This window comes from Paenibacillus sp. FSL H7-0942, from assembly GCF_045040715.1.
Classification (GTDB): Bacteria; Bacillota; Bacilli; order Paenibacillales; family Paenibacillaceae; genus Paenibacillus; species Paenibacillus amylolyticus.
Genome location: NZ_CP150279.1, coordinates 2,636,638 through 2,661,560, shown reverse-complemented (window position 1 = coordinate 2,661,560; position 24,923 = coordinate 2,636,638). Strand labels below are relative to the sequence as shown.

Genomic DNA, 24,923 nt, shown 5'->3' with positions numbered 1-24,923 from the left:
TATTCACGACCCAGCGCATGCTGGGTGTCCGGCGCATGCCAGACCAAGGACGAATGTCCGCAGCGTGAATATTATGTTATCTGCTGTTTCTCCCTTCTTCGATTAATCTAATCAGTAAGTAAGTCTTTCAATAACCACTCATTATTGTTTCCATCTTTCGAAACAAACCAAATATGACTATACTTTTCCGGCTTGTATATTTCATTTTTGTATTTAAGGAAATCACTCATTCCATATACAGGAGAAGCATTCCTGACTAGAAGCGCTACAGGATAAACCACACCATACTTATCTATCTTTTTTTCCTTTTGCTTTAACAATTCATTAAGAGTTTTTATATAATGTGTTGAGCTTTCTAATCCGTGAAATTCTCTATCAGATCTGCCCAATAACATCTTAGCTTCTTCTGAGTCATAAAATAAGTGAGTTACTTCTATGCCTATAAAATCGCCCTCTATATTTCTTAAAATATAGTCTGGACATTCTTGTTTTTCTACGACTTTCAAATCATTTTGTTGATTGAAATTGTATATGTCTATAAATATGCTAATAGCAGCTTCTTCTAAAGCAGATTTTTCATCATTGTGATTTCGCATTTTTATTCTCTCCTACTATGTATTTGAGAAATTGCAGATAACATCATATCTACGAACTTCGTATACATTTCTCTTTTTAACGAATATCCGAACTACATATAATATAACCCATATTAATCCATCTGCGAAGTCACGAACATACTCAAAAAAGCAGCCCCAGTGTGAACTACTCCATTCGTTAGACATAACTAACCTGTTGGATGCAGTTTAACATTTGGGCTGCTCTTTCTTCACTCAACAATAGAAGAATTACGAATAACCTTTAGCGATCAACCTTTGCTCTCCTTCTCCTAAAACATTTACTTCGCTCCACCACTCGAGACCACACGCTCGCTCATCGCTTTATGCTGTGCAATCAGACAGAGTTCTGCTGCTTTGAACGCATGCTCTTGTGTCATGGCTGTCTCGGTCCGGTCAAGGCAATCGCGAATGAGTTGGCCGAAGAACGGGTAACCGACCTTGCCTTTTACATTATAGCGGTACTCTCCTTCATGATTGACCAGGTACACCTGATCCCCCTGAGGTTCCCTTGCGATGTCGATATACTTCCGCAGCTCGATATACCCGTCAGTTCCCAGAATAACTGTACGCCCATCCCCCCATGTGCCCAGACCATCCGGTGTGAACCAGTCCACTCGGAAGTAACCGGACGCTCCGTTGTCCCCGATCAGAGAAGCTTCGCCGAAGTCTTCCAGTTCCGGGAACTGTGGGTGATTGAAGTTATGCACACGACTGAACCCTACCTCAGCGTCCGTACATGATGCAAACGTCAGGAATTGTTCGATCTGGTGACTCCCGATATCACAGAGAATACCGCCATACTGCTCATGCTTGAAGAACCAGTCGGGTCTTCCTCCAGCATTCAGGCGATGCGGGCCTGTACCCATAACTTGCACTACTTTGCCGATTGCCCCTTGTTCGATGAGTTGCCCCGCATAGATCGCACTTTCTACATGCAGTCGTTCACTGTAATACACCATGTACTTCTTGCCCGTTCGCTTCACTTCTTCTCGTGCAAACTTTAATTGCTCCAGCGTGGTAAACGGGGCTTTGTCTGTAAAATAATCCTTGCCTGCGGCCAAAACTCTCATACCAAGCGGCGCACGATCTGAAGGGATCGCTGCACTTGCCACCAATAACACCTCATCATCTGCAAGCACCTCTGCTTCAGATCCAGCGACTTGAGCCTGTGGGAACTGCTTCCGAAATGCCTCTACCTTCGCCGGGTCCGGATCATACACCCACTTGAGAGTAGCTCCAGCCTCCAACAATGCCCCAACCATGCCGTAGATGTGTCCGTGATCCAGCGCAACAGCAGCAATCGTGAACTCACCCGGACCACATACGACCTCTTTTGTAACACTTTTTGGTGCATAAAACATTCCGTCTTTAGCCATGTCATCCCATCCTTATTATAAAATGTTGATTACAATGAACTCGTCTATATAAGCTGAACTAGAGATTATTCACACAGACACTACGATGACAGAATAACCTTCCAATCGCTGTTATCCCCAGATTTTTTGATTCCCTTTTCCAAAGGGGAAAATCCGGGGATAAGCGTATGCTTCCGATGTAGCTTTCTTCCAGAAAGCTTTTAGGCGAACGCTTCGCTTTTTCAGGTTTTCTCCTTTATTTAAACGTCTGACTCAAATCAGCAGGTTGACTGCCACTGAATGCCTTGTCTTTCTTCGTCGTTGATCCAGCAATGCGTTCCTGCAGATGCTCATAGAACAGATCCTCATCGATCGGCAGATCCACCCAGTTATCCGTCCAGGTGGACAGCAACATAGCGTTCGATAACGTCAATCCGTGTATACCATCCTCACCGGGAGCAATAAGTGGTACGCCTGTACGAATCGCATCAACCCAGTTACGAATCAGACCCGGGTGACCCGTTTCCACACCTGTAATCGGAATCTCGCATTTCCAGCATTCTGGCTGTCCAAAACCTCCGGTAAACCGCTGATTGAATTCAGGCTCAGATTCCTGAAGTCGCCAGAACGTAAGTTTTCCATCTTCGATCACGATTTTACCCCGGTCTCCGTTGACCTCGAATCGATTGGTACCCGGTGCTTCTCCAGTAGTCGTTACGAAGACACCTGTTGCTCCATTTTCATACTCCACATAAGCTGTTACATCATCTTCCACTTCAATGTTCCGATACTTGCCAAACGAACAGAAAGCACGCATTCGCACCGGCATCATGCCGATGGTCCACTGCCACAGATCCAGTTGATGCGGGTCCTGGTTAATCAGTACACCGCCCCCTTCACCTGCCCATGTTGCCCGCCAGCCGCCGGAATCATAGTAACTTTGGGATCGATACCAGTTCGTAATAATCCAGTTGGTACGCCGTACCTCTCCCAGTTCCCCTGAAGCAATCAAGTCTCTCAGTTTAATATAGAGTGGATTGGTCCGCTGGTTGTACATCATGGAAAAGACTTTACCGCTGGCTGCGGCCGCTTCATTCATCTTGCGTACCTGTTTCGTATATACACCGGCCGGCTTCTCGATCATGACATGCAAGCCATGCTGGAAAGCCTGAATGGCTTGTTCCGGATGATCATAATGTGGCGTTGCAATAATGACTGCATCAATCGTACCCGAAGCCATCATCTGCTCAGCATCCTGCCAATAGGTTACCGTTGCCGGAAGATGACTGGATACCCAGCTCTCCATCTCTCTTCTTACATCACATACGGCAACCAGTTCTGCACCGGGTACTTCTCCAGCCACCAACGTTCTGGCATGTGCTGCTCCCATGTTTCCAATACCAATCACCGCTACTCGTACGATACTCATGACTGCTCCTCCTCGTCCACACGACGCTCAATTTCGGCGAAAACGTCTGCAAAATGCTGTAACATCGCCTTGGATTCCAAGGCACCACTAAAGTCCTCTATTCCGTAATATCCGTCATACCCGACGGCACGAAGATCCCGCACCATCTGTACCCAATCCACCATGCCTTCAGTCAGCGGCGTCCAGTGACATTTCCAGGCTGTATTCAGAGCCACTCCGCTGCTCTTCTCAGTCACATTAGCCTTTTGTGAATCTTTCCCTTCTGGTTCAAACCACCCGGCATTTTTTACATGTACATGAGCCAGATAAGGCCCCAGCAACTCAAGTCCCATCCGATGATTCTCATATCCTTCATGCACCATATTGCCTGGATCGTACAATACACCCACATGCTGCGGGTCGAGCGATTGCACAAGCCGATAGGCCAGCGATGCCGTCGGTGCAATCGTTTGGTGATGCGTCTCTACAATCGCCTTGATGTTGTACTGTTTGGCCAAATCCTGTACTTCGCTCAGGTAATCAACGGCTTTACGATACAACTCAGGATAACTGGTCTTGCGATCATATCCAGGGACACCAACACGCATCATAGATGCTCCTAAACCAGCCGCAGCCTGAAACGCTTGCTTGGTGGCAGACAGATCTCCACAGTTCAGATACGGTACAAGTGCAATGGATTTTCTACCCTGCCCTAACGCTGCTTCACGAAAAACAGTAACCTGTTCTTCCCAGCGGCTCGGATCTACCGAGCATCGATTATTTCTCCAGTAAGAAGGCTCTTCAGATATAGCATCTTCAGGAATTCCACGGAATCTCCACTCAATTCCATCAATTCCCGCTGCTGCCGCAGCCGATGCCAGTTCTTCTGCATTCAGATCAGGGGTAGCCACCGTGAATACAGACAGTTTCATCATGATCCATCTCCTTATGTAAACGTATTCATTTCATGTCGTAAAGGCATTGTATCACTCCACTGAACGTCACCATAGGGGAAAACGCCAACAGATGAATGACAGATAACGAACAGAGCACATTCCCCATTCAGAGATAACTTCCAAGAGAATGATGTGATCAAAAATCAAAAAAGACATCCCTGGAACAGATTTTAAATCTGCTCAAAGATGCCTTGTACAATAATCATATATATAAGATGAAATTTAAGGAAAAGGTTCCCTGTCCGTTATCCATTCGAGACTTCAGTAGCTGGTTCTGGTTCTTGCACTCGTCCAACTTGCAACCAGCGCATATCTCTCTAATCCCGATCAAAGAAAACGTGTTCAGCCTGTATTTTCCCCTGTTCTATTGTCATGATGCCAAATGAGTATTGTTTCTGAAAACGCCGATCCGTAGGCGACCCGGGATTAAATACCAGCGTGTTGTCCACGGTATGCATCACCGGGATATGTGAGTGTCCGTAGATCACAGCATCCACATGCTGGCCTGCAAAGGTATGAATTGCATTCTGTTCCGTACCCTTTGATCCCAGATGACCGTGCACTAGCCCCAGACGAAGCCCTTCCACTTCAACAATACGGGAATATCCCAGTTTTTCAGCGATTTCGGACGGGTCTGTATTACCCGCTACCCCTTCAACTGGTGCATACTCACTAAGCAATGGGTACACACTCCAATCCGACCAGTCGCCGGCATGAAGAATGAGATCGGCACTCGGCAATACATCCAGGAGCCTAGTCGGTAACTTCCGTGATTTACGTGAACAATGCGTGTCGGAGATGACTACAATTTTCATATAACAACCCACCTTTCCTTCGTCTTATTACAATCTATTCTGTCTGTGATGGAACAGCTTGCATCTGGGAACTAGAGCGTTCCATATCTTCAAGTGTAATGGATGCAAAGAACTGCTCCACCTTCGCCTCGGCAACCTGATACAGATTGGTCAGCAAGCTGTCAATGTGCAAGCCCACTTCACAATCCGGGTTACAATTGCCGTGAATCGGGAACAATGGACCTTCGTCCTTGGCAGCCTGATAGATCATGGCTAATGTGATTTCACTTGATGGCTTCGCTAAGTAGAAGCCTCTTGTTCCAGGAGAAGAGTTCACTAGTCCCGCCTTTTTCAGCCCGCCCAGAATACGTCTGACGACGACAGGGTTGGTATTCACGCTACCTGCAATATGTGCAGACGTGATTCGTTCAGGCGCGCTGAGTGACAATAACAACAAACAATGCACACTGACCGAAAAATGAGTACTCATGATTAACCACCTTTATTTAATATAATCCAGGACATGCTGACGTTATTCAGAGAACAGATCCTTTTCGGGACGTGCTCTGATCTTGAGCTGTCGCACACTGTATTCCAGTTGTTTCACAATATCATCCAGTTGTTTGCGATCAATCTTGGTTGGATCTTCCACCGGTTTCGCGGACGACTTGAGATCGCGGATCGTTAACTGCTGTTCTTGCCATTTGTCCATCAGATCTGCAATATTGGCATAGAAACGTTCGTAATCTTTGATGACCAGATCAAGATAAGCATCTACCTCATCCGGATCATAACCACGAAGTTTATAATTAAATTGTTTTTCATGAATCGATAACGCATCTAGCTGCACACCCAATTGTTTGAACAATTGTCTTTGTTTATCCAATCTTCGTTTCATATGTTCATCCATATTGACAACCTCCATTATAAGCCAAGCCGTAGTTCTATTTCTTGGGAAGAACACACGGCAATTTCTCTCTCTATTTTTTATAACACATAATCCGTCAGATATAAAACGATACAGCCCTATTCCTCACGAAAATGATTGCTTTTCATCCAATTCGGGTAAAGACTCACTACACCCCACAACGGGAAAGGAGCATGTCCTTATGAGTACATTAACTAAAGATCAACATCAAATACTGAAAAACGCCCTTTTGGAGCAACGTGAAAACTTGCAGCGTCATTTTGAATCCAGCATGGAAGACGGTGCTCCAGTCGAGTCGCTGAAAGATTCAACCGGTGAGCTGTCCTCCTACGATAATCATCCGGCAGATGCCGGTACGGAAACATTTGAACGCAGCCGTGATCTGGCGATCGACGATACATTAACAGACGAATTCAATCAAGTGAACGACGCATTGGAACGTATGGAGCAAGGTACATATGGAACCTGTGTAACGTGCGGAGAAGATATTCCCTTCGAACGACTTGAGGCTATCCCTTATACCGCTTACTGTATTGACGACACGCCTAATCGGGAGATCAGCAACGATCGGCCCGTTGAAGAAGAGGTAATGACCATGCCTCCGAGTGGTGCTGGAGAAGGAAGACAGCAGCGGGCCGGCAAGTTCGACAACGCAGATGCCTGGGAAGCGGTCGAAGAATATGGTACATCCAACTCCCCCGCAACCGCAGCTAAACGTGATGTGAAGGGCTACGATGAGAACATGTAACTTTGTTATGAACCGAAACGTTAAGCGTCAAAATTGATTGATTCCATAGACCGCTCCACCATTAGCCTTCCTTATCACGCATTAAAAAGCCGCCATTGGGCGGCTTTTTCTAGTTTTCTCCATAGCAGTCTCTCACATTTGCCGTTACTTGCTTCCTGCGATAACGCTAAACCCATGTAATCCATCGGTTTATTCTTCCGACTCACTACCAGATGATGCAGATTCCTGCTGCTTAGACACAGATCGAGATTTTTTCGTAGTTGATTTTCCTTTATCAGACGTAGCTTTCTTTTTCTCTTTTGCATTAGTCTTAGAAGCAGGTATTTTCACTATAGGTTTGGAGAGAGCAGAGAATAACTGAAAGACCTCATGTTCCCCTTGTCGATTCTCTTTTGTAGTATAGGGTTCACAGAGTTTTATGATGTTTTTATACAGCTGCTCTACTTCCTCACGGGTTGCATACAGCGTGATGTCCGAGAGAAACATCCGATCTTCGTTTTCCGCCTGATGCATGAATCGCTGACGACTTTGTTCGAACATCTCATTTAATAATTTGAGCGTCTCGGACCGAAACACCTGTTTCAATGGAGAGTTTTCCTTGTCTTCATCTTCGTGACGGAGATGGATCTCTCCGGTGAATGGTTCATAATATTTGGCGATAATCCCATTAATTTCACGTGTAGAAACGATGGTCAGCAGACCAATTTTCTCCAGCTTTTTTACATGATAGTGAACTTTGGCTGGCACCTCACCCATCTGGTCGGCGATCTCTTTGACAGTGGATGGTCTGCCCTGCTTGTTAAACATATTCATAATCTGTATCCGATACGGATCGGAGTAGATTTTAATTTCTTCAATTGTTGAAAGAACCTTGTGCGCCATCCCTGTATCCTCATTTCCGGGGTACCTGTTGTCCATCGATATCTCTATTATACCGCTGCGTCAGGACTTCGGTCAAAACGAGCGAGAAATGACATGATACGGAAAATCGGCTATTGATCACTTCTGAATATCTTCACAGAGCACTTCGAAAACTTTTGCTAAATAACAGCATACCTGCTGACATGGCAAGCATAATACCGAAAACGATAAACAGAACGGGCATGGTCATCCAATCTGCAAGTGCTCCCGAAACCAGACTGCCAAGTGGTGCAACACTCAAGACGAGCATACTCTGAAGGGCATAAACTCTACCCAGCATCTCCGAAGGGGTCACTTCCATAAGATAGGTGGCCAGCGGTGTTGTAGCCAGCGGAATCCCCATACCCATCAGTAGACAAAAGGCCGCTGCAACCGGCAGTTGGAAGGAAGTCATATAAGCGGGTAGTGCCGTCATCGCATAACTGAGACCCAACATGACAATACCGCTGATGACCAGCACACTTTTACGATAATTCGCTCCCCTTTGTGTCAACCATACACCACTGAGCAACATACCTCCCACCAGCAGCCCACTAAGCAGACTTAATCCCCCAGCGCCAGCATGCAGCGTTTCAATGACATAGGGTGTACGAAGAACATTAAACGGCATCAGGCAGAAATTAACGAAGGCAAACAGGATGGAGACAATTAACAATAAGGCATGTTTACGGAGAAAATGAAAAGCTTCCGCCATTTCGGAGAATATACTACTTTTGTCGGATGAAAGAGAATTCATTTCAGTTAATGTTTTATCTTCATTGTTAGCAGATGTTGAGACTTCAGGGTAGCCTACTCGGCTCATCATTAAAGCACTTAGCGCAAACAACCCCGCATCAATCAGGATCGTCCAGGCAATGCCTATTGTAGCAATAAGGGCACCAGCCACTGCAAGTCCTGCGAGTTCGGCCACTCTGGTTGCGGAAGAGGACATCGCATTACCCGAAAGCAGCATCGATTGGGGAAGCAATCGGGGGACACTGGACACTTCTGCAGGACTAGTGAAGCATTCCAGCAAAGAATTCAGAATTGTAATGACAAACAGATGCCAGACTTCAAGTTGGCCCAATCCAAACAGCAGAGCTGTAATACCCACCAACAACCCGCGACCGGTATTCGTAATCACAATCACTTTCTTGGGAGACATGCGATCAACCAAAGCCCCGGCGAACAGACCCAGAAGGATATTGGGCAAAAAATTCACCGCCAGCAACGTACCCATCAACACTTTCGAACCGGTTAGAATGTAAACCATCCAACTGTAGGCAATCGAGTCAATCGAATCACCAAATCTGGATACAACTTTACTAAGCATAAATTGCATGTATGGTCTGATTCGTATTAACTCACCCATACCTTGCTTACCAACTGCTGTGTTATCACTCATCCCTTTTCACTCCTCAACGTTAAAATATTTTTCATGTTAATTTTATTTTAACGTAAGTTATGCAGAAATCAATACCTCCGTGAAAATAATTTTAACGACAAGTAAGTAAAGTAAAAAATCCGCTATTCTTTCAGAGAATTCGTAATCAACACAGGGACTTTTGGGACAACCTTTTTGAACAACCTCCTATAACACAAAAAAACAGACCACAAGTGGTCTGCTCGGCTGGACGTATTGTATTTGAACTGTCTTTATTTGCTGTCTACTTCTCAACACGCAATTGAAACCCAACCTGTTCAGCCTGTACCTCCAACATCAAATCACGTACCCGGCCTGCTTCATTCCCCAGTCGTTCTTCGCTGATTCGGTAGTTGGTCCATCTTAACTCTAGTGGAAGTTCAATCGTACCCGTCAGGCAATCCCACAATGCATCGAGATTACCGCCATAAAAATCCGGCAGTTTCAGCTTAACCTTTAATTGTTGATGAAGTTCAGCGCTACTCGCAAAGTCTTCTCCATCCAGAATCACGGTATTCATGGCTGCTCCTTCCTCTATTTCAAACGTGTAAATGATGCATAGTGATCTGTCGTTTTGTAGATGAGTCCATCATTGGAGTACACAATCCGATCCGAATTACGGAAGCCGGAAGTATAGTTAATATCCGCTTCGCGCCATGTACGTCCGCTGGCCGAAGGCAGAAGCCCCTCCCGATTGCCAAATGTATCCCCACCGATGCTTTTGCCAGGAGCAACTACAGCCAAGTTTCCTTTTGACGCTACCCAGCCAAGTCCTGTTGCCTGTGATTTGGTAATAAAGTTACATGGCAACGTTCCGTTTGCACTCAAATAATTTGCTACACCCGTAAACGTATTGATGATGGTACATGTTGCAGCAGATGCCTTCTGCTGTCCGACTGGAGTGAACTGTGAACCTGTGAGGAAAACAAACGTTAACAACAATGCCAGTAATGCGGTGGATATCAACTTTTTCATCAATCCGGCCTCCCGATCCCTCAAAGTAGATGAACGTTGTCACGATATGCGTTCTGCAAGCTGTAACAGTCTAGTTGTATGTTCTGCTAGATTATAGTAAACAAGTCATCTCATGACTATTTATATCACATCATTTTGGTAGAAATATCAAATGAAGACGTTTAAATTGTAAAATATTATAATTGTAACATTTTAAGACAGAAAAAAAGACTCTCATCCCTGAAGATGGAGTCTACTTTTCTAGTATGTTTAAACTGATTTGACCTAATCTAATCGATCAATTGCACACGTTGACGAGTTCGAGCCGATTCCAGGCATGCATCAATAACGCGCATGTTTTGAATGGTATTTTCCGGACTGAAAGGTAAGGCCTCTCCTTCAAGCACAGCCGTTGCAAACGTCTCCACCTGAAGCACATAGGAATTCGACACGGATACACGTTCCTCACGGCTGACCGAATCGGTGTGCACAATAATCTGAGGTGGAATATCGCTGTTCTCCCAGCCAAATACTTTTGGCAGTTCAATCCGCCCTTCCGTCCCGAGAATCTCCATCTCCGCTCGACCTGAAGCCCACATGCCACAGTCAAAAGTTAAAGCTACCGAATTCGGAAACTCTACCAGTCCCGACGCCATCATATCCACGCCATCATGCTCGTCCGAGAATAGAGCGTGAACTGTCACCGCTTCCGGTTCCTGTCCCAGATACATCCGGGCCGCCGAGATCGGATACACGCCAAGATCGAATAATGATCCGCCGCCCATCTCTCTTTTGAACCTTACATTCTCCTTGTCATCAGCGGTATTACAGGTAAAATTACCATGGATGGCTCTGACGATGCCAATCTCTCCACTAGCTATAATCTCTTGCACACGTCTGTGCTTGGGATGATATCGATACATAATCGCTTCTGCAAAAAGAACACCATGCTGATGACATACCTCGATCATTTCTGCCGATTCATCTGCATTCAAGGCAGCCGGTTTCTCACACAACACGTGTTTGCCAGCCTGTGCCGCTTTGATGGTCCATTCTTTGTGCATATGGTTAGGCAAAGGAATATAGACGGCTTCAATGTCCGGATCAGCGATGAGCTCTTCATAACTGCCATACGATCTGGCAATGCCGAGTTCTTCGGCAAGGGTTTCCGCTTTTTCTTTGCTGCGGCTGGCGATCGCCAACACCTCACCACGTTCAGACTGCTGGATCGCCGGAATGACTGCATTTTTGGCAATGGTTGACGTACCGAGTACACCCCACTGTAACTGTCTGTTCATGCTCATCTTCCTTTCGTACCGTAATTGTCCTCTTCTGCCTTGTGTAACATGCCGAGACAACGATCCAGATCCGTTTTGACCTGTTTCTTGTATAACTCAGCTTTTTCCGCACCATCATCCGTAAAATGATATAAAACGATTTCCTGAAAATCGACCTTTGGATCATTGCCCTTCAGCTTCTTTGTGCGATAAAATACACCCTGTTGTACCAATTCATGTAATGCCCGATATACCTCGCTCTGGGGTGGTACATAACCGTAGTCTTTGAATTCCTGCTTCATCGCCTCCAGCATCTCGTAACCATACCCCCTGTGCTGTTCAACCATCGTAATCAGATACAGCTTGATAAATGCCCGCTGTGCAATCATAAAAGCCACGTTCTTTCCCCTCCTGTCAGAACCTATATATCTAGTATTATAAAACTTATGTTCGGGTTCTGCCATCTTTCTCCGCTTTGCCTTCCTTTTATCTATCTTCAAGGAGGGCGAGCAAGAAATCGTGTGAATACGCGTTGACCTGGGGGAAGCACGGAAAAAGGTTTACTTTTGTGAATTTTTCATGTAATGAAATTTTAATTTATATTCAAAAGAATCAATTTCATAATACCTTTAGCTGCTTCAATCAAGGCTGGATATCGATCGAAACGGTTCAATTTGTCTATATCCAGTTACAGAAATTCATTTTTAGTGAGTTATGAAATTGATTCAAAAGTTGTTTATTTCAGGGCTCAGGGTGTCGTGAGATCGAATTTTAATGACAAGAAAGTCTGTGCAAAAGCTGTAAAAGCTGTAATACCTGTGCTCTGTATCTTGTGTTCGTATACTCTCGTACTCCCGTACACTTCTGTGCGGCTGTGGTGATCTATTGTGGATTTTTCATATGTTGATGGATTCATTTATCGCGGACAGACTTCGGTACGGTTCCCACAATCCATTTGCCCCAGCTTACACGCGAGATAAGCCATGTCACTACACAGGATAATGTAAGAGCCAACAACCAGGTGATGATCATTCGAACGACAGGGTTCCAGCCCATAGCAACGTAAAACAACTCATCCGGAATGTAGCTATACCGCAGCATCAACATATGCATCAGATAACCGCCATACGATACACCACCAATCCATCCCAGCAATCGTGTAGCCCTGAGGTTATGAAGTTTTCCGGCCAACTGGTACATGACCATAATGGAAGCGATCAGAAAGAGTGCCATATCAGGGCGGATCAAGCTGACCGTGTAGAACGTAATTTTGATTCCTTCCGGCTTCTGAAACTCTAGCATTAATAAATAAGTAAACCGCAGACCCAGAACAATAAACACTGTCCAGTATATCCAGCGCAATCGATGAATCCATTCATTCCAGTGCTGGACAGATAACCCCGCTGCTGCACCAAGTACAAAATAAATAAAGAAATAAAGGAAATTACGGTCTGCATACGTTGTAAATGCATCTGTCAGCACCGGGATATTCACCCGTTCCATGAACTTGGCGATGTTTCTTAATTGATCCGCAAGTACAAGATACACCACACCAGAAATCAATAATGCGATCAAGCGCCCCTTGGCCTCATATCGGTTATATACATAACGAATGGCTCGCAAAAAGAGCGGAAATAACAGATAAAACTGAATCAACATAATGATGTACCAAAAGTGTGAAGTCGTTTTGCCCGTAAGCAACTTCAGGCCCAGGTCTGGGATGTCATTCCATCCAAATCCGGTCCAGCCTCGCGGTGCAAGTGTAAAATAAATGAGTGACCAGATCAGGTAAGGCACGATCACGTCGTTTACTCTTTTTCTCATAAACTTGCCGTAATGCAGCTTGTCTCCCGTGTTATAAAACAGCACCATACCTGTTATGAATATGAATAAAGGAACTGCAAATTTGGAGAGCATCAGCAGTATGGCCAGTAACACGCCATCCTCCAGTCTCGTTTCCGGGACCAATGAGTAATGTGCGATGGAATGCTGGAGAACCACCGCTCCAAAGGCAATTCCCCTTAAGCTCTCTATTTCTGTAATTCGTTCTTTGCGAGGCATACATTCAGCCATCCTTTCTTGGTTTTGCGATAAAAACAAAGTACAATGAAGCCGTATATTTAATGAACGGAGTTGATTCACATTTCTTTAACAGACAAAGACGTAACCACTACCGATTCCAAGTATGTCCAGCAACATCTGGCTAACGAGCGAACTTTTCTGGCCTGGGTGCGCACGGGTATTGCCATGGCGGGCATAGGCTTTCTTGCTGCCGGATTTGGTTTCAATTCGTCGGCGTATGATCAACTTGCACATGTTGCGGCGATTATTACGGGTATCACTTCTCTGATTGGCGGCATATCCATCATTGTGTATTCGGCAGCAGCGTATCATCGGAAGCGTACACAAATCAATGAACAGACGTTTCAGGCATCGACCGGATTAATCCGGTTTCTTACCATGATGTTACTGGTGATTGGACTCGCTTTGGCTGTACTGTTATATGTATTGTTATTCCCTGCTTGACTGGGTAAAAACACCATCCGACATTATTGACACCCACCTATATGCAACACAGGGACAAAAGCCGGCTTCCCTTAAGGAAACCGGCTAATGACCATCTGGTGGATCATATATGTCATTCCATTTTGCAGATAATAAGTCCTTGGGTTTATTTCATATCGATTAAATTCGCGGCAAGATTACAGGAATGTATTGTTACCGAATCGCGCTGCCTTGTTTTGGGCTTCCAATCTGCGTTCTTCCATATCCAGATCCGGACGTTCGGCTGGCACATCTCCGCGATGAGCTGCTTCGGCTCTGTCTCGGTTAAGCTGGCTGTTGCCACTGAACACATCGTACACATCGGAGTCCCGATCCGTAGAATCTACGAGCAGCAGGATTTTACCATTCTGTACATACTCCTCATACTGTTTAGCGTCCTCTTCCGGAATACCAAGACCCACAAGTCCACCCACCAATCCGCCAGCTCCTGCACCCACAGCTGCACCGGTAAATGCTGCTGCGATAGGGCCTGCGGCCAGAATCGGTCCTATGCCGGGTATGGCTAGTGCACCGATACCTGCGAGCAGACCGGCTACGCCACCAAGGACACCACCTGTTGCTGCACCCGCAGCCACGCCTTCAGGGGCTTTGGTACCTGTCTCTTCCCGAATTGCCTTCAGTTCATCCCGATCCTGTGTAACAACGGAGATTTCGTCTGAAGTGAATCCTTGTGCTTTCAAACCCTCGATAGCCTGCGATGCTTCACGTTCTGTATTAAACACACCTACGATTTTCTTCTGCATAGTGAATCCCTCCTCATATTATTGAGTGGTTCGCTATGTTATTACCCGCCTAAGTTTCTTTTAAACGTTTGCAAGTCAATATACTATGTGTTGATAGTAAAAAATTGCTGAAGTTCATTCCTTATTAATCCTCATCAAGGTGTGCCTTCAAACTCAGGTATGTGATACGTTGTCAGGCATACTCTTACGTGGAAGGACGTCGGCGTCCAGAATATCTTGAAGTCCAGACTGGCTGATCCTGGCGGATTGTCCCAGGCAATTTTCTAAGGAACCGAGGACGTCTTATTTATCCTTCGGGCCCTCCTTATATTTTGTAAGGAACATGAGACACGTTATTTACCAAAATCACCTGACAAACCCGTTGTAAATGGCTGGTTATTCAAATATAGCGTGTTTTAGATTCCTTAGGTTACTGTGGGCGCTTCAAATCGCTGAATAAGACGTCACAAGTTCGTTAGCGCTCCGCTCCATGGTTCTGCTCCATGTTCAGCTCCCCAGGCACGTGCAGTTACGCTTCGGCTTCGGCAGGTTTGAAGATACGCTCTGGGGTGTACCTTCAACCTCTAAAGAAGCAGATTTTGCCGAATTCTCGTCCCATGCCGGAAGTTTTCGGCAGGCGTGCCGGGGCACGTCAAAGGAAAGTGACGCAGCATGGGACGAAAAGGCAAAGTGACGTAACATGGAGCGAAAAGATAGTAGAAGATGCACGTTAGCGAGTTTGGAGACACGTCCTGGTTAAAGGGTGATTCTTTAAGACAGAGAATGATTCGATCAGCTACAAAACTGACTGTTGTTCAGCAGAGTCTAACCCTGATGAAGAGCGCCCTTTGGGAGCCAAATCGTTGATGTCTTTAAAAATGAAATAATTCATCTATTTCCCCCGTGGTTTGGCCCGATTTGTGGCGACCGCTTCAAGTGGATTATCCGGCCAGTAGTGCTTCGGATAACGACCTTTCAGGTCTTTTTTGACGTCAAAGTACGTCTCTCGCCAGAAATTGGCCAAGTCTCGTGTAACCTGTACAGGTCGCTGAGCCGGTGATAACAAGTGGATGGTCAACGGGACTCGCCCACCCGCTATACGCGGTGTCTCCTGTTGTCCAAACATCTCCTGTAATCTTACTGCCAGCGCCGGGTCCTCTGGACGACTGTAGTCCACAGGAATACGTGAGCCACTGGGCACCTGTATATGCGTCGGCGCTTCATCGTCCAGTTGTTGTCGTTGCGTCCAGCTCAATCCACCAAGTAATACATCCTGCATCGACAATCTCTTCAGGTCGGCTGCCGAACGCATGCCTGTCAGATAAGGGGTAAGATGTTCTGCCAACTCTTCGGTCAGATCATCTTCAATCAGGTCAGGCCACTCAGGTAGATGGAGATGCAGGAACCGCAGCCTGTCCGCAAGTTGTCTGGATGTTTTTGTCCAAGGCAGGCAATCCAGCCCTTCCATTCGTATTCCGGTTAACAGCGCTTCCAGCACCTGATCTTCAGGTGGCTGTGCAATACTGCTCTCTTTAATCACAAGGGCTCCAATACGAAGTCTCTTATGTGCCCGCACGCTGCGGGTATTGGAATCCCAGGCCACTTGCACTTCATTGTGCAGCAAGTGCTGACCTGCCTGCACCAATGTCTGCTCCTGCAGCGGCGCAGCCAGCAGGATGCGCGCATCTGCGCCCTGGTCGTCTGCCTCAGCTGCGACCAGATACGCTGAACGGCTCAGCGATTCTGTCGCTGCGAGCCGTACGCCGCGGCCGCTGCTCAGCAGATAGCGGCCGTCCTCCCGGCGTTGCCCGATCCGGTCCGGATAGGCGAAGGACAGCAGCAATCCGCAGCTGTCCTCATCCGGCCGCACCGGATCGGCCGCCGGGCCGAGCGCCGAGCGTAGCTGGCGGCTCTCCTGGAGCATGCGCCGCACGGCCGCGCCGTCTGCGACAGCCGCTGCCGCTTGCGGCATGCCGCTGCTGTCCGCGGTCAGCAGCGCTTCTACGCGCGGGCGAAGGTCCGTGCCCGCGCCTGCACTGCCACTGCTGCGGAGGCCGGCAGGCTCCTGCAGCAGTGCCGCCAGCATGCTGGCGTAGCTGGCCAGCCCAAGCTCCGCTGCGCGGAGCAACATGCTGGCCAGTCGCGGATGCACACCAAGCGTGTTCATCCGCCGCCCGAAGGGCGTGATGCGGCCTGCGTCGTCCAGGCCGCCCAGCTGGCGCAGCAGCGCCTGTGCCTGGCCGTAGGCGGCGTCAGGCGGGGTGTCCAGCCATTGCAGCTCTGCTGGGGACTGGACACCCCAGACGGCAAGCTCCAGCGCCAGCGGCGCAAGATCCGCGGAGGTGATCTCCGGGCGAGCTGCCTCAGGCAGTCCCCCGTGAACCTCTTCGCTCCATAGCCGGTAACACACCCCCGGGGCAATTCGCCCTGCACGACCCCGCCGTTGATCGGCTGACGCCTTGGACACCGGCAGAGTGACAAGCCGGCTCATGCCCGTGCGCGGCGAAAATGCCGATGCACGACTCAGCCCTGCATCCACCACAATCTTAACCCCAGCGAGTGTAAGACTGGATTCCGCAATGGAAGTGGACAGCACAACTTTGCGCGACCCCTCAGCCGCCGGCCGTATGGCCTCATCCTGTTGTTCCACCGGCATACTGCCATACAGGGAATGAACTTTCACATGTCCAGGAAGAGAACCATTCGATAACTCCCGCTCTGTACGGTGTATCTCTCTTGCGCCAGGAAGGAAAACAAGCACGTCCCCCTCCTGTTCGGCTAATGCCTTGGTCACCGTCTGAGCCGTAAATTGTTCCAGTGGCATGGCTGCTGGTCTAGGCAAGTAACGTGTTTCTACAGGAAATGTACGGCCCGGACAATGAATTGATTTTGTGCCTTCACCTAGCAATGCACAGACCGGAACAGGATCAAGGGTCGCCGACATGACCAACAGTTTCAGATCCGGACGTAACATCGCTCGCGATTCCAAGGCTAGAGCCAGACCCAAATCCCCATGTAGATGCCGCTCATGGAATTCATCAAATATAATCATCGCCGTATCCTCAAGCCCCTGGTCCTGTTGCAACATCCGGGTCAATACCCCTTCCGTCACAACTTCAATACGCGTCGCCTGACTCACCCGGGTATCCATGCGTACACGATATCCTACGGTCTGACCCGCTTTTTCTCCAAGCGTAGCCGCCAGTCTCGATGCCGCTGAACGCGCGGCCAGCCTTCGGGGTTCCAGCATAATGATTTTCCGTCCCGCAACCCACGGCTCCTCCAGCAAAGCCAGCGGTACAACCGTCGTTTTTCCCGCTCCTGGCTCTGCAATTAACACACCTGTATCTTGATCCCGAAATAACTGTCTTAACTCAGGAATAATCTCTTGTATCGGTAACTCTATATGCATATAATCGCTCCTAATGAATGTACCCTACTGCTCTTCAGTATCTCTATTCGAATGTTAGCATTATAACAAAAAAAGCCGTTCCAGAGGAACGACTATCGCAGACACACCCTAAGACACACCTAAGTAGAAATGTATCCAGAATACTCACTTAGCTGAGCAATGACTCGGCACCGTCAATGACGATCTCTGCTCCGGTAATATGTCTGGATTCGGACGATGCGAGGAAACTTACCAGATCGGCAACATGTTCCGGTTGACCCGGCCCGTCCGCAAGTGGTTGCTGTCCTTCCGGGAACTCCATCGGAATAATGATCTGCTGTAGATCATCCGTTTTGACCGTACTTTGATCGATATTTGTCGCAATCGCTCCTGGGCAGATCACGTTTACACGTATCTTGAACTTCGCCAGCTCAAGCGCAGCCATCTTCGCAAAAGCAACCTGTCCTGCCTTGGACGTGCTGTACGCCGACATGCCAAAGCTTGAGAAGCGTTGATTGCCGTTGATGGAACTCGTAATGATAATACTGCCGCCACCCCGTTTTTTCACGTGAGGCAATGCATATTTAATCGTGAAAAACGTACCATTCAGGTTGGTCGTAATAATCTGTTGCCAATCTTCAACCTGAATTTCCTCAATGGGTGCCGATACACCGTTAATGCCCGCATTGGCAAAAACAATATCCAAACCGCCGAATAACTCAACGGTTTCCAGTACAGCCTTTTCCACACGTGCCGGGTCGGAAATGTCTACATCAAATGCTCTTGCCGCACCGGGGTGCAGCGCATTAATCTCTGCTTCCGTTTCCGAGATCCGATCATTCACCAGATCAAACAATGCAACATGTGCACCCTCTTTAGCCAGCTTGACCGCAGTGGCCTTCCCAATTCCGGAGCCTGCTCCGGTAATAATCGCAACCTTGCCTTGGAACCGTGACTTGCCGTTATGTTGTGTCATTATCCATTCCACTCCTTCATTTTAGCAATTATGTAAGAATGTACGTTCATACTCATCGTGAAAGCCAATTCTTCACAAGATTACCCAAAAAGAGTGTCTTTTAAATCAACACCAACAAGTTTTTTCACAGTTGATCTTCGCCGCTGTCACAGCTTCATCCGGATAGATCCACAACTTGATATCCCGCACTCACCATTCCAGCTCAATGAAAGCGGCATCATCTTCAAGACCGCCGGTATGTGTCGCATCCAGCAATACCTGAATGTGTTCATCCGGGACATAGGCTTGAATGGCATCCAGATCGTTCAGTCCATCCGTATATAACTGAAGACGCAGTGAATCTCCTGCGGACCCTTTCATCTCGCAGATGTGCGGCTTACCACCAACTGGTCCTTCAAGTGTAGACCAACGCTCATTTGTCTTGCAGTGAGTCTGAAATAATTCAGACTGTTCCTGACCATTACGCCACAGGCGAATACGGGAATCTCCTTGCCATGCAAGCCATACCCGGCTTTTGCGGCCGCCTCCCGTGAGCTCGATCCGCCCACACACATACATGGCCTGACTGCCCCGACTTCGCTTTTCCATCAACACTTCACGCAGCAACAAAGGGGAACTTTCCAGTGGCTGTAATTTCTCCAATTGCTCCGATGCGGGAAGGGTAAGATCATGGAGAAGACGCTCAACACCCTCTACCGTTGTGTGTTGCGTCGTTTCCAACCAATCCAACAGAGCATTCCCTAGAAAACGCGCTGCAAAATCGCCCAGGTAACTCATGCCTACGCCATCACACAAAACAAAATTGCAGATATTCCCTTTCATACGTACCGCAGCAAAGTCCTGTCCGGTATCTCCCTGATGTACCGTCTCAGCCGCTCTGCCATAACCATATCTGCACTTGAATGTGCCTTGATAGCGAGTTAGCGGCTGTTCCCCGGTCTGTACACTCACATAGCGAAAGTTGCCATGCCGTTGCTCAGCATGGCCCCCCTTATCTCCAGCAGACAATGTTGCCAAACGCATCGCTCTCATGATTCCCCTCCTATCTCACAGGCGTAGCAGCGGACATCTGGAACCCGATTGATACCAATTCTGCACATGTACCTGGCAGCATCATGAGTGCACCGGGTGCAAGCAAATAATCAGCTTCAACAAGCATTTCCCGATAACTTTCGGGCAGAACGGATGACATATTCCGCAGCTTCTCTCCATGCTCATCCTGTAGATTCGTTTCCGAAGAGATTCCCTTCCATCTTCGAGGTTCAGCAATTGGCCCTTCCAGCAGATGATCCGATATAAAAATATTCTCGACCAACACATTGCCGTCCGGCACACTCATGCCCATGATTCTTTTGGCAATCGGCTCGGGATCTTCACCTGTAGCCACCCCGTCGGTCATGTGGCATACAAGTGGCGCAGGACAATCCTGCATATTCGGAATTTCGGCCTGTAGAATCTTTTCCGCCTGCAGGAAAGCCTTCGCAGAATCTGAAAACCGTCTCGGTGTCAGGTCAGGCAAAGAACCAACGGCAGCGATCTCGTCAATTCCTTTGATTCCGTTCAACAAGTCATATACATCATCGCTGTAAGCCAATATGGCTATACGATAGCGAGGTGTCAGACGATTTCCCTTGGTAGACCGAAACACCATTTGGCGGATCGCGAGAGATAAGGCATCATAGACGACATCAATCCGTCGACGATTTTCCAGAACCATATTCATGGAGGCGCTAATATCAATTAAATATATAATAAGTGCAGGTGTACGCTGTGATGCTTGAATCGTGTAGTTCATCTAGGGTGAGTCACCTCCATCATTCACGTTATTTATAAGTTGGGCAACTTGTAACTGTTGTTGCTCAGGAATTTGTTAATGGCACTCATTCGAGCGGCTACTTTGCCAACACCTTTGAAATAGGAAGCATCGGTATTGTAAAGATTTTTGAAATCACGGGCATATGCTTCCGCATTTTCAATTTTTCTGCCTTTTTGCGCGTTATACGTTTTATTGTAATGAGCAATCAGCGTGACCACATTCTGAGCACGTTTTTTCTTCAGAGCTGCTTTCTGAGCAATCTCCTGTTGACGTTTAACTTCAGCTGCCGCTTTACGCTCCGCTTCCTGTTTTGCAAGCTTGGCATCATTCTCTTTTTTCCAGACCAGATAAGCTTCATATTTCGCCTGTTTATCGTATTTTTCCTGCTCCGCTCTCTTAGCCGCTTCTTTCTTCTGCTGTTCCTGCTTCACCAGAAAGGCCTCATATTTCGCCTGTTTGTCGTACTTGGCCTGTAACGCCTTACGTTCTTCTTCTTTTTTCTTTGCTTCAGCTGCCTTCTGCTTGGCTTCAGCAAGTTTTTTCTTTTCCTCCGCGTCCAGTTTTGCAGCATCTGCGGCCTTTTGTTTCTCTTGTTCTTCCTGCTGTTTGAGCGCAGCTGCCTTTGCTGCTTCAGCCTCTTCCGTAGCTTTGATATCTGCCAGTCGTGTGGCTTCCTGCTGTTCTTTCTGTTTCACCTCTGCCTGATCGGCGAGTATTTTGACCGTTGGCACGCCACCTGCCAGCAATACAATAAGTACAGCGGAGGAAATCATGAACTTTTTGGATCTGTAGAATGGCACAGGTACAGGTTTGTCTGTGTCTTCTTTTGGATTAAGCTTTGCATCCAGTTCCTTAATTGCAGCCTCGACTTCCATCTGCATCGCGCTGTTATGAGGAATAAAATGATAAAGCGAGCGGTACACTTCCAGTGCTGCAGCCGGTTTATCTTCATCCTCCAGGGCTCTTGCTTGCAGGAACAGACGGTTCACAACCGCTTCCTGATCGGGAGAGTGCGGCGTTTGAGGACGGTTCCCGTCTTGCGTATTCACCGGTTCACTTACTGGTTCTGAGCTCTTTTTCAGATTCACATCAGCTTCGGACGAATTGGCAGCTTCTTCTTCCGCTGTCACAGCAGCCGCTGCATTGGCCTGATCCACGTCTACCGCAGCCAATGCAACATACCACTCACCAAACGTTGGACAACTGCTCAGATCGTGACTTTCCCAAGCTCGAATGAACAGATCGGACAGTTTGGAACCCCAACGCTTCTCAAGGGACTCCCGCATGGCATAATACCGTTCACTCACCGTTTGCATTTCATGCTGATCAAAATAACTTTCGCCCCACGCTTTCTCTACAATCACAGGGTCGGACCAACTTAACATTTCAGCAATGATAACCGCTCCGGCAAATCGGTCAGCATATGAACTCCACAAACCGCTGTGCACTGTTCGATGAGCTGCATAACCGGGTGAACCGGCAAGCAGGGCATCCGGACGATCCATCTTTGAACCGTACATCTGCTCGACATCCACAAGTTCTACCGCAGACATCTTCCCCAGGTTCTCCACTTCGGAAAAAAACGGAATCATTACATTGGGAGCGGACATATCGCAATGAGCCAGTCCACGTTGTTCCATAGCCGAACCTGTTCCAGCAAGCGCTCTAGCCAGCTTCAGGCTCTCCTCAGCCGTCAACTGTCTCTGATCACTGATCACATCGAACCAGGTCTGACCTTGCACCCATGGCATCAACACCGCATATAACAGATCGGGATGTTTTCCAATGAGCGCTCCGTTTCTTTCCGGAGTGAGCACATCACGCTTGCATACCTGCAAACCTGGCAGTTCACTATAAGACTCCATATGCTCAGACTGATATACCATAGCCGGAATACGGAATTTAGGAAAAAATACTTTTAGTGCTTTAGCCCCATGAATGGAACCATTTCGGGGTAACAACTGATAAACAATCCCCTGCCTCCCGGCTTGGGCATAAGCCAGACCCGGCGCAGCCGGATGTTGCCCAATCGTATAGGCAATGTCGTTAATCACCACTTCATCCCCGGGATTTGGTTGAAAAGACATGCTTATCCCTCTCTCTGTCCTAGTGTCATAGTTGCAACAAAAACCGGGTGTTGTGAAAACGCCCGGTTTTTGCTGTAGTTGTACATCTTCAGCTTGCTATCCACCTATAATTCAGGACGAATTCAGACTTCACATCGGCCTGATCTATGTAAAGCAGATTAACGAGCTTGGTCAGCTGTACGGAATTTGTTAGCAATAGCTGTAAGTTCAGCGCTGATACTGTTCAGCGTTTGAACGAATGATTGCATTTGTTTGCTAGCTTCTTGGAACTCTTGGAAGAAGCGTTGCTTTGTCATACCTTCCCATTGTCCTTCCATGCTTGTGATGGATTGAGTCAATGTAGATACGATTTGCTGACTTTGCTCACCGCTTTGTTTAAATTGGTTGGAAACCTGATCAAGCTGCTCTGGGGTAACTAAAATACGTCCTGCCATTTGTAAATTCCTCCTTGGTTTGTGCAATTAAATTTTTACTTGTTCAAATTGTACTATACCAGGATCGATCGGACAAAAGCCGAAGGACCTAATCCTATTTACCCCATTTTCAGCACTTGAAACTTCTCCTAACAGCCTATTTACAAAAAAATATTCACTTTCTGCTGTTACTTTTAATCACCCTGTTCAGGAAACAACAGGCTCGGTCCCTCTTCTTCCCCGAAAGGAAGGATCTGTGAATCTCCATGCTACAGGCTCAGGCTGCATAGCCTGCACCAGTGTAGCCGGGGAGCCATCAGGCGGAGCGGCATCCTGTACACGATATACGGCCGCCATTGCGGAAAGGGGATCGGATACTACAGCTACAGTTGCAGAATGTGCAGGCATGATTTCTCCTGTACGATTGTTCTGAAGAACATTCAGCATATTGACCGCATTACCATAGGCTGTGTTCACATGACTCAGCACGGAACGATACTCCATGTCTGCCTGCTGGAATAACAACGCTTTGCGTCCCAGCTGTACGCTTAAGTCCATTAATCGACGCAGCGCATCCTCGCCCAGTCGTTTACTGTGATTCCATTCATTCATCACCGCTGCGCGGGATTCAACCTCCCACTCCAGCGAATGAATCGCCTGATCCAACACTGTCATCTTTTGCTGTATTTGCTCCGCTGCATACTGAATCTGCTTGCTCAGTGCCCGAAGCACATCCGGTTCCACACGAATGCGCATTTACCATCACCTTTCCTCTTCCCCTGCAGGCTGTTTAAGCCAGTCCAGCAGCATCTCGTGAAACTGTTCTCTAGTCGTTAGTGCTGCAACAAGCCAATCATCTGAAGCCGCAGTGCTCATCCGGAACAACCAGTTGGATACCGCACTTGCAACAAATGCTGCCGACTGCGACTTCCACCCGTCTTCATTCCATACAAGCAACCTAAGCTCCCCGTCTGACTCCTTACCCACCAGACAGCGTGCCAGTGCAAGTGAGCCCTCAGGATCACTTGTCTCCTGTTCGAGTTCCGCTGCTACGGTCTGTACTCCGCTGTTTTCGAGCTCATTCATGACATCATAAAATTTTTTCTTGGAGCACATTAGGGCCGGTTTCTCCGCAGGAGAATGGCCGCTCCATTTCATCCGCTCTATCAGAACATCGATGGCTTCACGAACACTTCCCAGATCGCTGAGCCGGAACGAGTCCGGTACGTCGTCAACACGGGAAACTTCAACGACCCGCTCATCCGTGCAATGGATATAACTCTCATACGACTTGCCGTTGATCGTGTAGCGAATCCAACAAGCTCTGTCGGACAATCCGGCAATGGCTACCCTGGAGAAAACGGTCGGTGTCATGATCAGCTCATCGGTATCCTGATCCCGAATCAGATATCCTTTGTCAAGCAGGGAGGTTTTGACACGCTCCCACTCCATCGCGATATCCTCCGCCATATAGCCGCGAAACGGATCTTCCACACCAAGCAGTCGGTCTGAACCGAGAATACCAGCCAGGAAAAAAAGTTCCTTTGTTTGCAACGTGACTACCTTTTGCTTAGAATCATGAACCGTCAACAT

General features: G+C 47.7%; 25 protein-coding genes. 2 read left to right on the top strand and 23 right to left on the bottom strand.

Annotation, left to right across the window (positions count from 1 at the left end; translation table 11 throughout):
* Positions 1-107: 107 nt before the first annotated feature.
* From MHI48_RS12065 to MHI48_RS12035, 7 genes are all read right to left on the bottom strand, one after another.
* Positions 108-596, bottom strand: coding sequence for a hypothetical protein (locus MHI48_RS12065; RefSeq protein WP_405144058.1), 489 nt, complete (start codon positions 594-596; stop codon positions 108-110).
* Positions 597-895: 299 nt separating this feature from the next.
* Positions 896-1,993, bottom strand: a complete 1,098-nt coding sequence (locus tag MHI48_RS12060; protein WP_405144056.1) for a Gfo/Idh/MocA family protein — start codon at positions 1,991-1,993, stop codon at positions 896-898.
* Positions 1,994-2,228: 235 nt separating this feature from the next.
* Positions 2,229-3,401 carry a Gfo/Idh/MocA family protein gene (locus MHI48_RS12055; protein WP_405144054.1) on the bottom strand — a complete coding sequence of 391 codons (1,173 nt, stop codon included), beginning with the start codon at positions 3,399-3,401 and terminating at the stop codon, positions 2,229-2,231.
* Positions 3,398-4,312, bottom strand: coding sequence for a sugar phosphate isomerase/epimerase family protein (locus tag MHI48_RS12050; RefSeq protein WP_405144635.1), 915 nt, complete (start codon positions 4,310-4,312; stop codon positions 3,398-3,400). Before MHI48_RS12050 ends, MHI48_RS12055 begins: the two co-directional genes overlap by 4 nt.
* Before the next feature lie 341 nt (positions 4,313-4,653).
* Positions 4,654-5,151, bottom strand: a complete 498-nt coding sequence (locus MHI48_RS12045; RefSeq protein WP_047842548.1) for a metallophosphoesterase — start codon at positions 5,149-5,151, stop codon at positions 4,654-4,656.
* Between the two features lie 34 nt (positions 5,152-5,185).
* The gene (locus MHI48_RS12040) at positions 5,186-5,620 is read right to left on the bottom strand and encodes an Rrf2 family transcriptional regulator (protein ID WP_405144052.1); all 435 of its coding nucleotides are present in this window, start codon (positions 5,618-5,620) and stop codon (positions 5,186-5,188) included.
* A gap of 42 nt (positions 5,621-5,662) precedes the next feature.
* The gene (locus MHI48_RS12035) at positions 5,663-6,040 is read right to left on the bottom strand and encodes a DivIVA domain-containing protein (RefSeq protein WP_017689054.1); all 378 of its coding nucleotides are present in this window, start codon (positions 6,038-6,040) and stop codon (positions 5,663-5,665) included.
* Positions 6,041-6,239: 199 nt separating this feature from the next.
* Here MHI48_RS12035 and MHI48_RS12030 point away from each other — a divergent pair, with 199 nt between their 5' ends.
* The gene (locus MHI48_RS12030; protein ID WP_036609176.1) at positions 6,240-6,806 is read left to right on the top strand and encodes a TraR/DksA C4-type zinc finger protein; all 567 of its coding nucleotides are present in this window, start codon (positions 6,240-6,242) and stop codon (positions 6,804-6,806) included.
* A gap of 189 nt (positions 6,807-6,995) precedes the next feature.
* Here the strand turns inward: MHI48_RS12030 and MHI48_RS12025 are convergent, their stop codons facing one another.
* The 7 genes from MHI48_RS12025 to MHI48_RS11995 all read right to left on the bottom strand — a co-directional run bounded on the left by MHI48_RS12025 (position 6,996) and on the right by MHI48_RS11995 (position 13,421).
* Positions 6,996-7,688 (bottom strand): ArsR/SmtB family transcription factor, encoded by a 693-nt coding sequence (locus MHI48_RS12025; RefSeq protein ID WP_405144050.1) that lies wholly within the window; start codon positions 7,686-7,688, stop codon positions 6,996-6,998.
* 133 nt (positions 7,689-7,821) lie between these two features.
* Positions 7,822-9,111 carry an MFS transporter gene (locus tag MHI48_RS12020; RefSeq protein WP_405144048.1) on the bottom strand — a complete coding sequence of 430 codons (1,290 nt, stop codon included), beginning with the start codon at positions 9,109-9,111 and terminating at the stop codon, positions 7,822-7,824.
* A 262-nt stretch (positions 9,112-9,373) separates the two neighbouring features.
* On the bottom strand, positions 9,374-9,649 hold the full coding sequence (locus MHI48_RS12015) for a barstar family protein (RefSeq protein ID WP_340390152.1): 276 nt from the start codon (positions 9,647-9,649) through the stop codon (positions 9,374-9,376).
* Between the two features lie 14 nt (positions 9,650-9,663).
* Complete coding sequence (locus MHI48_RS12010; protein ID WP_076318556.1) at positions 9,664-10,104, bottom strand: ribonuclease; 441 nt, start codon at positions 10,102-10,104, stop codon at positions 9,664-9,666.
* A gap of 269 nt (positions 10,105-10,373) precedes the next feature.
* Positions 10,374-11,381: a Gfo/Idh/MocA family protein gene (locus MHI48_RS12005; RefSeq protein WP_076318555.1), complete on the bottom strand. Its 1,008-nt coding sequence runs from the start codon at positions 11,379-11,381 to the stop codon at positions 10,374-10,376.
* Between the two features lie 2 nt (positions 11,382-11,383).
* Complete coding sequence (locus MHI48_RS12000) at positions 11,384-11,758, bottom strand: helix-turn-helix transcriptional regulator (RefSeq protein ID WP_036609188.1); 375 nt, start codon at positions 11,756-11,758, stop codon at positions 11,384-11,386.
* A 514-nt stretch (positions 11,759-12,272) separates the two neighbouring features.
* Entirely contained in the window at positions 12,273-13,421 is a 1,149-nt protein-coding gene (locus MHI48_RS11995) for an acyltransferase (RefSeq protein WP_405144045.1), read from the bottom strand.
* Between the two features lie 72 nt (positions 13,422-13,493).
* Here MHI48_RS11995 and MHI48_RS11990 point away from each other — a divergent pair, with 72 nt between their 5' ends.
* Complete coding sequence (locus MHI48_RS11990) at positions 13,494-13,886, top strand: YidH family protein (protein WP_289392078.1); 393 nt, start codon at positions 13,494-13,496, stop codon at positions 13,884-13,886.
* A 176-nt stretch (positions 13,887-14,062) separates the two neighbouring features.
* Here MHI48_RS11990 and MHI48_RS11985 read toward each other — a convergent pair whose 3' ends face one another.
* The 9 genes from MHI48_RS11985 to MHI48_RS11945 form a co-directional block, all read right to left on the bottom strand.
* Positions 14,063-14,668 (bottom strand): general stress protein, encoded by a 606-nt coding sequence (locus MHI48_RS11985; protein WP_017689064.1) that lies wholly within the window; start codon positions 14,666-14,668, stop codon positions 14,063-14,065.
* Between the two features lie 871 nt (positions 14,669-15,539).
* Positions 15,540-18,059, bottom strand: a complete 2,520-nt coding sequence (gene hrpB / locus MHI48_RS11980) for an ATP-dependent helicase HrpB (protein ID WP_405144042.1) — start codon at positions 18,057-18,059, stop codon at positions 15,540-15,542.
* Between the two features lie 148 nt (positions 18,060-18,207).
* Complete coding sequence (locus MHI48_RS11975) at positions 18,208-19,014, bottom strand: SDR family NAD(P)-dependent oxidoreductase (protein ID WP_017689067.1); 807 nt, start codon at positions 19,012-19,014, stop codon at positions 18,208-18,210.
* A gap of 189 nt (positions 19,015-19,203) precedes the next feature.
* On the bottom strand, positions 19,204-20,046 hold the full coding sequence (locus MHI48_RS11970; protein ID WP_036609194.1) for a protein phosphatase 2C domain-containing protein: 843 nt from the start codon (positions 20,044-20,046) through the stop codon (positions 19,204-19,206).
* Between the two features lie 10 nt (positions 20,047-20,056).
* Entirely contained in the window at positions 20,057-20,809 is a 753-nt protein-coding gene (locus MHI48_RS11965) for a vWA domain-containing protein (protein ID WP_017689069.1), read from the bottom strand.
* A 32-nt stretch (positions 20,810-20,841) separates the two neighbouring features.
* Positions 20,842-22,917 (bottom strand): membrane protein, encoded by a 2,076-nt coding sequence (locus tag MHI48_RS11960; RefSeq protein WP_036609196.1) that lies wholly within the window; start codon positions 22,915-22,917, stop codon positions 20,842-20,844.
* Between the two features lie 158 nt (positions 22,918-23,075).
* Positions 23,076-23,351 (bottom strand): WXG100 family type VII secretion target, encoded by a 276-nt coding sequence (locus MHI48_RS11955; protein WP_017689071.1) that lies wholly within the window; start codon positions 23,349-23,351, stop codon positions 23,076-23,078.
* 186 nt (positions 23,352-23,537) lie between these two features.
* Positions 23,538-24,086 carry a WXG100 family type VII secretion target gene (locus MHI48_RS11950; protein WP_017689072.1) on the bottom strand — a complete coding sequence of 183 codons (549 nt, stop codon included), beginning with the start codon at positions 24,084-24,086 and terminating at the stop codon, positions 23,538-23,540.
* 6 nt (positions 24,087-24,092) lie between these two features.
* The gene (locus MHI48_RS11945) at positions 24,093-24,923 is read right to left on the bottom strand and encodes a hypothetical protein (protein WP_036609198.1); all 831 of its coding nucleotides are present in this window, start codon (positions 24,921-24,923) and stop codon (positions 24,093-24,095) included.

Excerpts from the sequence above, each read along its gene's own strand:
- MHI48_RS12005 (WP_076318555.1), bottom strand. The coding sequence starts at position 11,381 with ATGAACAGACAGTTACAGTGGGGTGTACTCGGTACGTCAACCATTGCC.
- MHI48_RS11950 (WP_017689072.1), bottom strand. The coding sequence starts at position 24,086 with ATGCGCATTCGTGTGGAACCGGATGTGCTTCGGGCACTGAGCAAGCAG.
- MHI48_RS11995 (WP_405144045.1), bottom strand. The coding sequence starts at position 13,421 with ATGCCTCGCAAAGAACGAATTACAGAAATAGAGAGCTTAAGGGGAATT.
- MHI48_RS11945 (WP_036609198.1), bottom strand. The coding sequence starts at position 24,923 with ATGTTGACGGTTCATGATTCTAAGCAAAAGGTAGTCACGTTGCAAACA.
- MHI48_RS12035 (WP_017689054.1), bottom strand. The coding sequence starts at position 6,040 with ATGGATGAACATATGAAACGAAGATTGGATAAACAAAGACAATTGTTC.
- MHI48_RS12040 (WP_405144052.1), bottom strand. The coding sequence starts at position 5,620 with ATGAGTACTCATTTTTCGGTCAGTGTGCATTGTTTGTTGTTATTGTCA.
- hrpB (WP_405144042.1), bottom strand. The coding sequence starts at position 18,059 with ATGCATATAGAGTTACCGATACAAGAGATTATTCCTGAGTTAAGACAG.
- MHI48_RS11965 (WP_017689069.1), bottom strand. The coding sequence starts at position 20,809 with ATGAACTACACGATTCAAGCATCACAGCGTACACCTGCACTTATTATA.
- MHI48_RS11955 (WP_017689071.1), bottom strand. The coding sequence starts at position 23,351 with ATGGCAGGACGTATTTTAGTTACCCCAGAGCAGCTTGATCAGGTTTCC.
- MHI48_RS11975 (WP_017689067.1), bottom strand. The coding sequence starts at position 19,014 with ATGACACAACATAACGGCAAGTCACGGTTCCAAGGCAAGGTTGCGATT.
- MHI48_RS12015 (WP_340390152.1), bottom strand. The coding sequence starts at position 9,649 with ATGAATACCGTGATTCTGGATGGAGAAGACTTTGCGAGTAGCGCTGAA.
- MHI48_RS12065 (WP_405144058.1), bottom strand. The coding sequence starts at position 596 with ATGCGAAATCACAATGATGAAAAATCTGCTTTAGAAGAAGCTGCTATT.
- MHI48_RS12025 (WP_405144050.1), bottom strand. The coding sequence starts at position 7,688 with ATGGCGCACAAGGTTCTTTCAACAATTGAAGAAATTAAAATCTACTCC.
- MHI48_RS12020 (WP_405144048.1), bottom strand. The coding sequence starts at position 9,111 with ATGAGTGATAACACAGCAGTTGGTAAGCAAGGTATGGGTGAGTTAATA.
- MHI48_RS11970 (WP_036609194.1), bottom strand. The coding sequence starts at position 20,046 with ATGAGAGCGATGCGTTTGGCAACATTGTCTGCTGGAGATAAGGGGGGC.
- MHI48_RS11985 (WP_017689064.1), bottom strand. The coding sequence starts at position 14,668 with ATGCAGAAGAAAATCGTAGGTGTGTTTAATACAGAACGTGAAGCATCG.
- MHI48_RS12045 (WP_047842548.1), bottom strand. The coding sequence starts at position 5,151 with ATGAAAATTGTAGTCATCTCCGACACGCATTGTTCACGTAAATCACGG.
- MHI48_RS12055 (WP_405144054.1), bottom strand. The coding sequence starts at position 3,401 with ATGAGTATCGTACGAGTAGCGGTGATTGGTATTGGAAACATGGGAGCA.
- MHI48_RS12060 (WP_405144056.1), bottom strand. The coding sequence starts at position 1,993 with ATGGCTAAAGACGGAATGTTTTATGCACCAAAAAGTGTTACAAAAGAG.
- MHI48_RS11960 (WP_036609196.1), bottom strand. The coding sequence starts at position 22,917 with ATGTCTTTTCAACCAAATCCCGGGGATGAAGTGGTGATTAACGACATT.
- MHI48_RS12030 (WP_036609176.1), top strand. The coding sequence starts at position 6,240 with ATGAGTACATTAACTAAAGATCAACATCAAATACTGAAAAACGCCCTT.
- MHI48_RS12050 (WP_405144635.1), bottom strand. The coding sequence starts at position 4,312 with ATGAAACTGTCTGTATTCACGGTGGCTACCCCTGATCTGAATGCAGAA.
- MHI48_RS12010 (WP_076318556.1), bottom strand. The coding sequence starts at position 10,104 with ATGAAAAAGTTGATATCCACCGCATTACTGGCATTGTTGTTAACGTTT.